The 11855-nt window shown below is 63.9% G+C and carries 12 protein-coding genes; 9 read left to right on the top strand and 3 right to left on the bottom strand.

Annotated elements, in window-relative coordinates; all coding sequences use genetic code 11:
* Positions 1–112: 112 nt before the first annotated feature.
* Positions 113–1312, bottom strand: coding sequence for a PLP-dependent aminotransferase family protein (locus tag QMX89_RS21880; RefSeq protein WP_282349858.1), 1200 nt, complete (start codon positions 1310–1312; stop codon positions 113–115).
* A gap of 282 nt (positions 1313–1594) precedes the next feature.
* On the opposite strand from QMX89_RS21880, the gene QMX89_RS21875 reads away from it, so the two are divergent.
* The 4 genes from QMX89_RS21875 to QMX89_RS21860 are packed head-to-tail and all read left to right on the top strand — an operon-like array spanning position 1595 to position 5091.
* The gene (locus QMX89_RS21875) at positions 1595–2206 is read left to right on the top strand and encodes a paraquat-inducible protein A (protein WP_056842256.1); all 612 of its coding nucleotides are present in this window, start codon (positions 1595–1597) and stop codon (positions 2204–2206) included.
* Positions 2203–2817, top strand: a complete 615-nt coding sequence (locus tag QMX89_RS21870) for a paraquat-inducible protein A (RefSeq protein WP_122743385.1) — start codon at positions 2203–2205, stop codon at positions 2815–2817. The genes QMX89_RS21875 and QMX89_RS21870 overlap by 4 nt, the downstream gene beginning before the upstream one ends.
* On the top strand, positions 2810–4492 hold the full coding sequence (locus QMX89_RS21865; RefSeq protein WP_282349857.1) for an MlaD family protein: 1683 nt from the start codon (positions 2810–2812) through the stop codon (positions 4490–4492). The genes QMX89_RS21870 and QMX89_RS21865 overlap by 8 nt, the downstream gene beginning before the upstream one ends.
* Positions 4489–5091 (top strand): PqiC family protein, encoded by a 603-nt coding sequence (locus QMX89_RS21860; RefSeq protein ID WP_049859903.1) that lies wholly within the window; start codon positions 4489–4491, stop codon positions 5089–5091. Before QMX89_RS21865 ends, QMX89_RS21860 begins: the two co-directional genes overlap by 4 nt.
* Here the strand turns inward: QMX89_RS21860 and QMX89_RS21855 are convergent.
* Entirely contained in the window at positions 5084–5500 is a 417-nt protein-coding gene (locus QMX89_RS21855; RefSeq protein WP_049859902.1) for a response regulator, read from the bottom strand. The two genes, QMX89_RS21860 and QMX89_RS21855, sit on opposite strands and share 8 nt — an antisense overlap.
* Positions 5501–5663: 163 nt before the next feature.
* Positions 5664–7457: a phosphonate metabolism protein/1,5-bisphosphokinase (PRPP-forming) PhnN gene (phnN, locus tag QMX89_RS21850; protein WP_282349856.1), complete on the bottom strand. Its 1794-nt coding sequence runs from the start codon at positions 7455–7457 to the stop codon at positions 5664–5666.
* A 57-nt stretch (positions 7458–7514) separates the two neighbouring features.
* On the opposite strand from phnN, the gene QMX89_RS21845 reads away from it, so the two are divergent.
* The 5 genes from QMX89_RS21845 (at position 7515) to QMX89_RS21825 (ending at position 11758) form a co-directional block, all read left to right on the top strand.
* Complete coding sequence (locus QMX89_RS21845) at positions 7515–7688, top strand: hypothetical protein (RefSeq protein ID WP_282349855.1); 174 nt, start codon at positions 7515–7517, stop codon at positions 7686–7688.
* 114 nt (positions 7689–7802) lie between these two features.
* Entirely contained in the window at positions 7803–9098 is a 1296-nt protein-coding gene (locus QMX89_RS21840; RefSeq protein ID WP_282349853.1) for an MFS transporter, read from the top strand.
* Between the two features lie 131 nt (positions 9099–9229).
* Positions 9230–10207, top strand: a complete 978-nt coding sequence (locus QMX89_RS21835; RefSeq protein ID WP_282349852.1) for an aliphatic sulfonate ABC transporter substrate-binding protein — start codon at positions 9230–9232, stop codon at positions 10205–10207.
* A gap of 4 nt (positions 10208–10211) precedes the next feature.
* Entirely contained in the window at positions 10212–11048 is an 837-nt protein-coding gene (locus QMX89_RS21830) for an ABC transporter permease (RefSeq protein ID WP_282349851.1), read from the top strand.
* A complete protein-coding gene (locus QMX89_RS21825; RefSeq protein ID WP_282349850.1) occupies positions 11045–11758 on the top strand; it encodes an ABC transporter ATP-binding protein in 714 nt (237 codons plus the stop codon). Before QMX89_RS21830 ends, QMX89_RS21825 begins: the two co-directional genes overlap by 4 nt.
* The last annotated feature ends 97 nt before the right edge of the window (positions 11759–11855 follow it).

Below are 11855 nucleotides of genomic sequence, written 5' to 3'. Positions count from 1 at the left end.
GCTCGCGCCGCTGCTACAACGACCGCGTGCCCCTTCATCCAGGCACACCGCCGACCCGGCGCTCCTACCCCTGTAGCAGCGGCGCGAGCCGCGTCCGGCCTCGCCGCGAATTCTACTGCTCGAACGCTCGGCGCAGTCGGTGCAGGCCTTCGTCGATGTCAGCCAACCCGGGGGCGGCGAACGACAGACGGATGCTGCTGGGGTCCGGGTCCTGGCCGTAAAAGGCGCTGCCGGGCACGAACAGCACCTTCTGCTCGATCGCCCGCGGCAGCAATGCCTTGGCGTCGAGGCCATGCAGGCAACGACCCCAGACGAACATGCCGCCTGCCGGCGCACTCACCTGCAGATACTCCGCCAACGGCCGCAACCCAGCCAGCATGCGCTCGCACTTCTCCCGATAGCCCTGCGCCAGACCCGGCAGCGCCCGTTCCAGCGCCCCTGCCGCGAGGTAATTGGCGGCGATGCGTTGCGCCCAGGGCGAGGTGCACAGGTCCACGGTCTGCTTGGCCACCAGGCAACGCTGACGGACGGCCGCAGGCGCCACCATCCAGCCCACGCGCAGCCCTGGCGCGAGCACCTTGGACAGGCTGGACAGATGGATCACCCGGCCCTCGGCGCCCTCCACCTGCCGACTCAGCGCCAACAGCGAAGGCATTTCCTCGCCGGCAAAGCGCAGCGCACCGTAAGGATCGTCTTCGACCACCAGAAAATCGTGTGCAACCGCCAGCCGCAAAAGTGCCAGACGCCGCGCCAGGGGCAGGCAGGCGCCGGTGGGGTTGGCAAACGTCGGCACACAATAAAGCATCGCGACATCGCCACGCGCACGCCCTGCCAGCTGCTGCGCCAACGCATCGGTGTCCAGACCGTCGGCATCGGTGGCCGCGCTGAGCACCTGCGCCCCGGCCAGGCGCAACGCCTGCAACGCTGCCGGATACGTCGGGCACTCGACCAGTACGGTAGCGCCAGGGGCCAGTAACACCTTGAGTAACAGGTCGAAGCCTTGTTGCGAACCAGTTGTCACTATCAACTCATCCGCCCCAACGGCCACGCCACGCCGCGTCATCAGACTTACCAACTGTTCGAGCAGCGCCGGCAAGCCTTCGGTGGCGGCGTATTGCAAACAGTCCAGGGGGGCTTCGCGCATGGCCTGCTCCGCGGCTTCGCGCAGGCCGGACTCGTCGAAGAACGCCGACGCCGGATAGCCACCGGCAAAGGAAATCATGCCCGGCACCGACAGGTACTTGAACAGCTCGCGTATGGCCGAACCGGTGGGGTTTTCGAAGGCAGGCGTAAATCGGTAATCCAGGGCCATGACGGTGCTCGACGGCGAATGTGCCGAAAGTATCGAGGCTGGCGAACGCCGCTCACAAGCGAGATTATTTCCAGATGTCATGCCATTGGGTGCTGACAGGGTCCACGCCCGCAAACCAAAGGCCGCGAGTAGCCTGGCTTTCACAGCTATCGCCAGACGGAACGCTCGGCTTTATCATGACTCAGATACTCATGGCACCGCGCCACTGGACTAGACAGGTCGTGTCTAATCTGGGGAAATGCGCGCCCCTGACCTCAGGCTTTCATGTATGTCCATTGCCGAATGAACACCTCTTCCCGCTCGATCATCTGTGAACACTGCGATTCGCTGTTCGAATCGGTGGCCCTGACGCATGGTCAGAAAGCCGAATGCACGCGCTGTGGCGCGGTGCTCGAACGTGGCCAGCGCCTGAGCATCCAGGCGCTGTTCGCCCTGGCGCTGACCGCAGCCATGCTGTTCATTCTGGCCAACGCTTTTCCGGTAATCAGCATCAGCATGGAAGGGCTGAGCAATCAGGCCACCCTGCTCGCCTCGGTGGAAGCCCTGGCCCAGGGCCGCATCACGCCGATGGCCGCGGTGACCGGGTTGACCATCATTCTCGCCCCCCTCTTGCAGATCTGCCTGCTGTGCTGGCTGCTCGGCTTCGCCACCGCCGGACGCGCTGCGCCCGGCTTTCGCACCTGCATGCGCGCGCTGGAGCACCTGCGCCCCTGGAGCATGCTGGAAGTCTGCCTGCTGGGCATTCTGGTCGCCATCATCAAACTGGCGGGCATGCTCGACGTACACCCCGGCTTCGGCCTGTGGGCACTGGGTATGGTCACGGTGCTGTTGATCCTGATTTCCGGCAAGGGCATCCGCCGACTCTGGGACGACCTGGAAGGCCAGCTGCGATGAGCGAACCGGTCTACGCGCGGCAACTGGGCCTGGTGCTGTGCCACACCTGCGGGCATGTGTGCCAGGCAGGCGAGCACCATTGCCCGCGCTGTCACTCCACCGTCCATGCGCGCAAACCCGACAGCATCGCGCGGACCTGGGCGCTGCTGATCGCGGCATTGATCTTCTACATCCCGGCCAACCTGCTCCCGGTGATGCGCACCAACATGTTCGGCAACGCCAGCGAAAACACCATCATGAGTGGCGTCATCGAGTTCTGGCATGGCGGCTCCTGGGACATCGCCGTGCTGATCTTCTTCGCCAGCGTGGTCGTGCCCTGCATGAAGTTCCTGATCCTGGGCATGCTGCTGGTAACCTGTCAGCGCAAGAGCCACTGGGCCATGCGCGAGCGGGCCCGCCTGTATCGCTTCATCGAACTGATCGGCTACTGGTCGATGCTCGACGTGCTGGTGGTGGCGCTGGTCGCCGCGCTGGTGCAGTTTCGTTCGCTGAGTTCCATCGACCCGTTGCTGGGTATCGTGTTTTTCGGTCTGGTGGTGGTACTCACCATGCTTGCCGCCATGAGTTTCGATCCCCGGCTCATCTGGGATGTAGAGGTTGAAGATGTCTGATCGTCCAGGTTCCACTCCCGCGTCACCTGCCGCTGCGCCGGCGGTCAAGACGCGTCGTTTCAATGTCTCGCTGGTGTGGATCGTGCCGATCATCGCGGCGCTGGTAGGCGCCTCGATGCTGATCAGCAATGGCCTCAATGCCGGGCCGCAGATCGAAATCAGCTTCGAGACCGCCATGGGCCTGGAAGCCAACAAGACCCAGGTCAAATACAAGAACGTGGTCATCGGGCAAGTGACCGCCATAGCCCTCAGCGACGACCGCAGCCACGTGGTCGCCAAGGTCGACCTGAACAAGTCCGCCGAAGGCTTCACCGCCGAAGACTCGGTGTTCTGGGTGGTGCGCCCACGCATCGGCGCCAACGGCATTTCCGGCGTGGATACGCTGCTCTCCGGCGCCTTCATCGGCGCCGATGCCGGCAGTTCCGAAGAGCGCAAGCGGCAATTCGTCGGCAAGGAAACGCCGCCGGCGATCACCTACGGCGAACAGGGCAAACGTTTCACCCTGCACACCGAGGACCTGGGTTCGCTGGACATCGGCTCGCCGGTCTACTATCGCCGCATCGAAGTCGGCCAAGTGGTGTCGTACCAATTGGCCGAAGACGGCAAGGGTGTCGACGTGGAGATCTTCGTCCATGCCCCCAACGACAAGTACGTGACCACCGATACGCGCTTCTGGAACGCCAGCGGCATCGATCTGACCGTGGGCGCCAGTGGCCTGAAGGTCAACACCGAGTCGCTTTCGACCATCCTCGCCGGTGGCGTCGCCTTCGTCGAACCCAAGTACAGCCCCAACGCGACTCCGGCCACCGAGCGCTCGCGCTTCGACCTGTTCGCCGATCAGGAAACCGCCCTGGCGCCGCCCGATGGCGAACCGCGATACATCAGCATGAGCTTCAACCAGTCGCTGCGGGGCCTGGCGGTCAACGCCCCGGTAGAATTCCTGGGCGTGAACATCGGCCGTGTGGTGTCGGTCAACCTGGACTATGACGCCAAGACCAAGAGCTTTCCCAGTGTGGTCGGCGCAGTGATCTACCCGGATCGCCTGGGCAAGGCGCACGAAAAACTGCTCAAGGAAATGGGTACCGAGGACGATGAGCGCTCGGCGAAGCTGATGTCGGCATTCGTCAAACAGGGTCTGCGGGCCCAGGCACGCAGTGCCAACCTGATTACCGGGCAGTTGTACATTTCCCTGAGCTTCGTGCCCAACGCAGCGCCCGTGGCGTTCGACGTCGCCGCCCGCCCGCTGCGCATCCCCACGGTACCCGGCAGCCTGGACAAGGTGCAGGAGCAGTTGCAGGGCGTGGTCGACAAGATCAGCAAGTTGCCGTTGGATGAAATCGCCAACAACCTCAACGGCAGTCTGAGCGAAATGCAGAAGACCTTGCGCCAGGTCAATGCCGAGGTGCTGCCGCAGATGCGTGGCACCTTGCAGCAGACCCAGAAGACCTTGGCCGCGGCCAACTCCACCTTCGCCGACGACTCGCCGGAGCGCCAGCAACTGAGCCAGGCCATGGACGAAGTCCAGCGCACCGCCCGTTCGGTACGGGTGCTGACCGATTTCCTCAGCCGCAACCCCGAAGCGCTGATTCGCGGCCGTACCAAACAGGGTGAGCCGGACGCCTACCGCAGCCCAGGCAATACCTCACGTGAAATCCAACCGGAAGTTCAACCATGATCAAACGCAGCCTGATGCTGGCCGCGAGCATAGGCCTGGGTGCCTGCAGCTCGCCGGTGACCCACTACTACACGCTGCAGGACACTGCGCCGAGCGCGCCCTCGCGCTTGGCTGCGCCGTCGTTCCAGTTCGAAATGCTCGCGGTGCGCATGCCTGTCCAGGTCGACCAGCCGCAGCTGGTGGTGCGTCAGGATCGAGGCAATCTGGCGATTCTGGAAAACGACCGTTGGAGCGCGCCGCTGGCCGATGAGTTTCACGACGCCCTGACCGATCGCCTGGAACGCCAGTTGGGGACGCGTGATCTGGCTGGGTTGCCCAAGGATGCGCAAAAGCCCGTGCTGTCCGTACAAACCGACGTGCGACGTTTCGATTCGCTACCGGGTCAGTATGCGCTGGTCGATGTGGTGTGGAGTCTGGGTATGCGCGGGGGTGCGCAGCCGCGCCGTACATTGACCTGTGCAAGCCAGATCCGTGAAACGGCGGGAGTTGAACTAAGCAGCTTGGTGGTGGCACATCAGCGTATCATCGATCAATTGGCGAAGCAGATTGCAACGACCGCCCGCCAATGGGCCCAAGGCAACGGCGCCTGTCCTAGCTGACGGCGCGCGGCACGGTGCCGAGGGCTTTCTCGACACCGTCGAGCAACTGACCGAGCGTCCATGGCTTGCGCACGAAGCTTACCGGGATGGTGACGCCGGAGCTTTCGGGCGTTTCATGGCCCGACATGATCATGATCGGAATTTCCGGCCAGGTCTGCGCCGAGTAGTTCGCCAGCCCTGCGCCGTTCATGCTGCCGGGCATCAGGATATCCGTCAGCAACAGACCGACTTCATTGGAACGCTTGTTCAGAAACTCGAGCGCGTGGTCCGCAGATTCGACACCCTCGGTCTTCCAACCTTCCTCGCCCAGCAGTTCGCAGACGAACTCGCGAATCAGCGCTTCGTCTTCGACCACCAGAACCAGGTTCGCTCCCTTGGAAGCACTGTCGATGCGCGGCGAATCAGTCATTGCCAAATCCTTCTGTGTACTTGAATTGATTGAGGAAAGTTACCGCCGCGATGGCGACTCCCACACTCAGGTTAGGAGAGCGGAAAAGCTTGTGAATTCCATTTGTCGAGGTTGCGCCGACGAACGGTAATGAGCCGAGGTGGCGTTGCGGGGTCAGCGTTGATCAGGCGTGCTCATCCAGGATGATGCCGCTCTCGATCCGGGCCTGCTCAGCAGCGCGTTTCAGGCCTTCTGCGCTAGATGCATGGAGGAGGTAAAGTACGTCGCCCTGCCCCACCTGGATGCCCAGATTGACCTTCAGATCCATACCTGCAGCCTTGTCACCAGGTGCGCCTGCGTAGCGGGCGAGTTCCGCCAGTCGCCAGCCATCGAGCCGTGCGACCCGACCCGCGCAAGGGGCGCACACGGCCCAGGTCGACGGACTGGGCATGACTGGCACCCTGCGTCCCTGAACCTCGATGATGCGTTCGAAAGCGGCCAGGGCGTGGCCACCGTCCAGCAGGTGCTCGGCACGTTCGCGCCCGGCTTCGACGCTGCCGATGCGCGGGTCCCAGGCCAGGATGCGCGCGGCAAACGACAGCGCCTTCTCGCGCAGGTCGGCAGGCGCTTCCGGAGCCCCTTCGAGCACCCAGCGTACGTCGCGCACTTCCAGGGCCGGGCCGATGCCGCGCCCGACCGGTCGCGAGCCGTCGGTGGCAACGGCCGCGACGGTAAGGCCCAACAGAGCGCCAACTTCCTCGAACAATCTGCCCAGTGTGTGCGCCTGCTCTGCGGTCGCCAATTTGGTGCGCGGCCCGAATGGCAGATCGACGATGACGTGCGTCGAGCCAGCGGTGAGCTTCTTCGAGAGGATGGACGCCACTGCCCAACGCGTGGAGTCGATACCCAGCGGTCGGGTGATGGCGTTCATCACCTCGTCCAGATGGGAGTGGTTGAGGCGGCCATTCCAGGCGATGCAGGCGCCCGTCTGGGCAATGCAGTGTTGCACCTCTTCAGGCGTCAGTTCCACCTCGGCCAGTACCTCCATGGCATCGGCGGTGCCGGCTGCGGAGGTGATCGCCCGGGACGAGGTCTTGGGCATGAGCAGACCTTGCGCCGCGACGATCGGCACCACGATCAAGGTGATCCGGCTGCCAGGCACGCCCCCCATCGAATGCTTGTCGACCACAATCGGTCGATCCCAGCGCATGATCGGGGAAAACCGCGTCCGCACGCGCGCCAGCGCTACCACCTCGGCATCCGACAAATGCTGGCTGGCACTCACCAGAAACGCGCGGATCTCGCTGTCGACATAGCCGCCGGCAATGATGTCGCCCAGCACCTGCTCGTACTGGGCCTCGTCCAGTTCGTGCCCCTGCAGCTTGCGCAGCAGCAGCGAATGACTGCTCGGCAGCGGCGCGTGGCGCTGGGCAACGGTTTCGACCGCATCGACGAAGCGACCGATACCCTCGGCCAAGGTGCCGTTGTTGTCGACGCGCAGGGTTTCGATGTCGGCAGGCAGCGCGTCGACCTGACGTAGCACGCGGGCACTGGCCTGCTCAGCGGTCTCCCGACCGCGCCCCAGGATGCGCGCGGCCAGGACCTCTGGCGAGGCGGTGATTTCGATCACCACCAGATGCGGCACACGGGTGGCCGCCTCCCGGATCATCTTGCGCGAGCCGTTGGCGATGACATGACGGCCCTCCTCCAGCACTTGCAACAGCTCGGCGGACAAGCCATAGCTCAAGCCGTGAGCATGCCAGCTGAGCAGGAACGCCCCTGCCGCGACGCTGGCTTGAAACTGTTCGGGGGTCACGCCCGCGTGGTCTTCTCCTGGGGCGCCGCTGGGGCGGGTGATGGTGCGACGGGCAAACAGGTAGCGGCCGGAAGTGCCCAGGTGGGCGCGCGCGCCTTCGATGAGCGAGTCCTTGCCCGCCCCGCTCGGCCCGACCACGAAGAAGAAAATACCCTGCGCCATGAATATGCTCCGCCTTGCCCGGGCCGATGCCGACCGGCGTCTGGCCGGATCGAGCGTGTGAATGAACGCGACACGGTGCGCCCCCCGCACACCGAAGCCGGCAGTCTACGCCATTATTCGCACGCCAGTGCTGGCACCCATGCTGCAGGGATCGAGCGCAGCGATTATCATCCCCGCGCCTGCATCCCATGGGACGCGTTCATCTGCGTAGGAGCGATCATCGGCCGCTAAGCCGGCGCCGCAGTGCTTCAGGCAAACCGCAGTGCAGCTTTCGCGGCCACTGACCGCTCCTACGGGGTTCGTGGCGGATTATCACCTTGTCTTCAACGCTCCAGGAGTTCATGCATGTCGCCCACTTCCGGCCTGACCGAGCACGCCAGCGCTGGCACGTATCGCAAGATCGTCTGGCGGTTGATTCCGTTTCTGTGCTTCTGCTACCTGGCGTCTTACCTGGATCGCATCAACGTCGGCTTCGCCAAACTGCAGATGCTCGACACCCTGCACATGAGTGAAACCGCCTACGGTCTGGGCGCCGGATTGTTCTTCGTCGGTTACATCCTGTTCGAGGTGCCCAGCAATCTGGTATTGCAGAAGGTCGGTGCACGCCTGTGGATCGCTCGCATCATGATCAGCTGGGGGGTGCTCTCCGGGTTGACCATGTTCGTCACCACCGAGTGGCACTTCTACCTGCTGCGCTTCTTGCTCGGCGCAGCCGAGGCCGGGTTTCTGCCAGGGGTGCTGTTCTACCTGAGCCAGTGGTTTCCGTCGTACCGACGCAGCCGCATCATTGCCCTGTTCATGATCGGCCTGCCGCTGTCGAGCCTGATCGGCGGGCCGCTGTCGGGCTGGATCATGGGCAATTTCGACGGTGTCAGCGGCCTGCACAACTGGCAGTGGCTGTTCCTCCTCGAAGCCATACCGACGGTGGTGCTGGGCGCGTTGTGTCTGGCCATCTTGCCCAATAGCATTGCCGATGCCAGCTGGCTCACCGAGCGCGAGAAAACCGAACTGCAAACCGTGCTGGCTCGGGACGAGAGCGAGAACCGAGGCGGCCACTCGTTTCGTGCCGGCTTTTTCGACATCAAGGTATGGATGCTTGGCGGCATCGATTTCTCGATTCTGTTGAGTGCCTATGCCATGGGGTTCTGGCTGCCCACCTTCATCCGCAACGCCGGGGTCGGCAACCCCGGCGACATCGGCCTGCTGGTGGCCATACCCAGCCTCGCCGGACTGATCGGCATGCTGGCCATCGGCGCCAGTTCCGACAAGCACCGCGAGCGACGCTGGCACATCATCGTGCCATTCATCGTCGGCGCGGCGGCCATGTTTCTCAGCACCTTCTTCACCCAGAACGTGGCGGTCACCGTGTTGCTGTTCTCGGTGGCTTCGTTGGCCATCATCGGTGCGGTGCCGGTGTTCTTCAGTCTTCCGGCGACCTTTCTCAGAGGGACTGCGGCGGCCACTGGTTTTGCCCTGGCCTGTTCGCTGGCCAACATCGCCGGGCTGGTCAGCAATTCCCTGATGGGCGTGGTCATGGACCGCTTCCACAGCCCGCAGATCGCCCTGTGGATTTTTGCCGCCTGCCTGCTGCTCAGCTGCCTGCTGGTACTGGCGTTGCCGGCCAGGACGGTCAATCGGTGAGCGGCCTGGGTCGAGGCGCGTACTGGCAATCTAAGCTCAGATCCAAAAGGTATTTATAGTTGATTTTTTAGATCATTTAGCATTGGGATCCGGCGTGCCAGCCGGCTCTCCCTTGCCGAGGAATGATCTTCATGACCCTGTTTTCCCGCCTGTCCAAACCGCTGCTGGCCGCCACCGTGCTGCTTGCCAGCTTCGCCAGCGTCGCCCAGGCCGCCACCCCTGCCGAGGTTCGCCTGGACTATGCCTACTACTCGCCCACCAGTCTGGTCCTGCGCCATTTCGGCTGGCTGGAAAAAGCCCTGCCCGGCACCAAGGTCGACTGGGTGCTCAGCCAGGGCAGCAACCGCTCGCTGGAATACCTCAACGGCGGCAGCATCGACTTCGCCTCCACGGCTGGCCTTGCAGCGGTGCTGAGCCGCGCCAATGGCAGCCCGATCAAGACCGTGTACATCGCCAGCCGCCCGGAATGGACCGCCCTGGCGGTGCGCAAGGATTCGCCGATCCAGACCGTTGCCGACCTCAAAGGCAAGAAGATCGCCGCCACCAAAGGCACCGACCCTTTCCTGTTCACCCTGCGCAGCCTGCAACAGGCTGGGCTGAGCAAGGATGATGTGGAGCTGGTTCACCTGCAGCACGCCGACGGTCGCACCGCGTTGGAAAGAGGCGATGTGGACGCCTGGGCCGGCCTCGATCCGCTGCTGGCAGCCAGTCAGCTGCAAGCCGGCTCGAAGTTGCTGTACCGCAACATCGAGTTCAACAGCTATGGGGTGATCAGCGTCACGGAAAAATTCGCAGCTGAACATGCCGACACCGTCGAGCAGGTCATCAAGGCCTACGAGCAGGCCCGTAGCTGGGCGCGGGAACACCCGGACGATCTGGCGGCGCTGTTGGCCAAGGAATCGGGGCTGCCCCTGGATGTGGCCAAGCTGCAGCTCTCGCGGACTGACTTCAGCGATTCGCAGCCGGGCGCCAAGCAGATTCAGGCGCTCAAGGCCGCTGCGCCGATCCTCACCGCCGAAGGCCTGGTGCGCAAAGGCGTGGACGTCAACGACGTGGTCGATCAACTGATTGAGCCACGCTTCGGCGCCCAAGTCATCGGGAAGCAGTGACTTCATGAGCGCGTCGGAAAACACCCTACCCAAGGCAGCGCCGGCCCCACGGCGCGCTTCACCCGCCTGGCGGCGCGGGGCCAAGGGCTGGTTGCTGCCGTGTCTGATCGTGATCGTGCTGGAGATCGTGGTGCGGGTCGGCTGGATCCCGGCCTACCAGATGCCGGCGCCCAGCGATGTCGCGCTGACGCTGGTCGAGCTGGCGCAAGGCGCGCTCGGCAAGCACGTGCTGGCCAGCGTCGGTCGCGTGCTGGCCGGCTTCGTCATCGGTGCGTCCCTGGCCCTGGTATTTGCCGCCTGGGTCGGCCTGAGCCGGGAAGCCGAGGCCTACCTGGAACCCACCTTCGCCGGCCTGCGCGCCATACCCAGCCTGGCCTGGGTGCCGTTGCTGCTGCTGTGGCTGGGCATCGACGAGACGTCCAAGGTCGTGTTGATCGCCATCGGTGCGTTCTTTCCGGTGTACGTCAACGGCGTGGCGGCGATTCGCAACATTGACCGCAAGCTGGTGGAGGTCGGGCAGATGTATGGCTTCAGCGCCCGTCGGCTGACCCTGCGTATTCTGCTGCCGGCCGCCATGCCGGGCTTGTTCACCGGCTTGCGCAGCGGCCTGAGCATGGCCTGGATGTTTCTGGTTGCCGCCGAACTGATTGCTGCCACTAAAGGCCTGGGTTACCTGCTCAGCGACGGCCGCGAAACCTCGCGGCCCGACATCGTGCTGGCGGCGATCCTGGCCCTGGCGGTGCTGGGCAAGCTCAGCGACGGCGTGCTTGCGGCCGTCGAAAGGCGCTGCGTCAGTTGGCGCGACACCTTCACCGGCGAAGCCACGGGGAACCGATCATGAACGATGCCTTGCTGAGCATTCACGTCCGGCGCAAGACGTTTGGCGAAACCGTGGTGCTCAAGGACGTGGAGTTGCAGTTGCAACCCGGCGAGGTCGTCAGCCTGCTGGGCCCCAGCGGCTGCGGCAAAAGCACCCTGCTGCGCATCGCTGCGGGCCTGGATCGGGACTACAGCGGCGAGCTGAGCAGTGCAGGCGAGTCGGTGGCATTCGTTTTTCAGGAGCCGCGGCTGATGCCTTGGTTGAGCGTGGCGCGCAACATCGGCTTTCACGATGATGGGCACTATGACCAGGCCTGGGTACGGCAGCTGATCGAGGAAGTGGGCCTGAGCGGATTTGCCGAGGCGCTGCCCAAGGCATTGTCCGGCGGCATGGCGCAGCGGGTCGCAATTGCGCGGGGCCTTTATTCCAGGCCAAAGGTGCTGTTGCTGGACGAGCCGTTCAGTGCAGTGGATGCTTTTACCCGGATGAAGCTGCAGGATTTGTTGCTGGATCTGGCACGGCGGCATGACATTGCGCTGCTGTTGGTGACCCATGATGTGGACGAGGCGCTGTACCTGAGTGACCGGGTGTTGGTGATGGGGCATCGGGCCAGTGGGATCAGCGGTGGGATCGATGTGGACCTGATGCAGCCGAGGGATCGGCGGAATCCGGTGTTGGCTGATCTGAGAATACAGGCCCTGACCCAGCTGAAGTCAGCGCATGTGGTCTGATCTTTTTGTATGGCTTGAGGGCCTCTTCGCGGGCAGAGGGCTCGCCGCCCGCCCCGATCCCACAGGGATCCCGTGTGGACTTGGGTCTTTGTGGGAG

Origin of the sequence: Pseudomonas sp. PS01301 (assembly GCF_029960215.1) — a bacterium.
Taxonomy (GTDB): domain Bacteria; phylum Pseudomonadota; class Gammaproteobacteria; order Pseudomonadales; family Pseudomonadaceae; genus Aquipseudomonas; species Aquipseudomonas coleopterorum.
This window is presented reverse-complemented; position numbering and strand designations above follow the sequence as displayed.

Coding starts and splice junctions, on each gene's coding strand:
- QMX89_RS21880 (WP_282349858.1), bottom strand. CDS start 1,312: ATGGCCCTGGATTACCGATTTACGCCTGCCTTCGAAAACCCCACCGGT.
- QMX89_RS21875 (WP_056842256.1), top strand. CDS start 1,595: ATGAACACCTCTTCCCGCTCGATCATCTGTGAACACTGCGATTCGCTG.
- QMX89_RS21870 (WP_122743385.1), top strand. CDS start 2,203: ATGAGCGAACCGGTCTACGCGCGGCAACTGGGCCTGGTGCTGTGCCAC.
- QMX89_RS21865 (WP_282349857.1), top strand. CDS start 2,810: ATGTCTGATCGTCCAGGTTCCACTCCCGCGTCACCTGCCGCTGCGCCG.
- QMX89_RS21860 (WP_049859903.1), top strand. CDS start 4,489: ATGATCAAACGCAGCCTGATGCTGGCCGCGAGCATAGGCCTGGGTGCC.
- QMX89_RS21855 (WP_049859902.1), bottom strand. CDS start 5,500: ATGACTGATTCGCCGCGCATCGACAGTGCTTCCAAGGGAGCGAACCTG.
- phnN (WP_282349856.1), bottom strand. CDS start 7,457: ATGGCGCAGGGTATTTTCTTCTTCGTGGTCGGGCCGAGCGGGGCGGGC.
- QMX89_RS21840 (WP_282349853.1), top strand. CDS start 7,803: ATGTCGCCCACTTCCGGCCTGACCGAGCACGCCAGCGCTGGCACGTAT.
- QMX89_RS21835 (WP_282349852.1), top strand. CDS start 9,230: ATGACCCTGTTTTCCCGCCTGTCCAAACCGCTGCTGGCCGCCACCGTG.
- QMX89_RS21830 (WP_282349851.1), top strand. CDS start 10,212: ATGAGCGCGTCGGAAAACACCCTACCCAAGGCAGCGCCGGCCCCACGG.
- QMX89_RS21825 (WP_282349850.1), top strand. CDS start 11,045: ATGAACGATGCCTTGCTGAGCATTCACGTCCGGCGCAAGACGTTTGGC.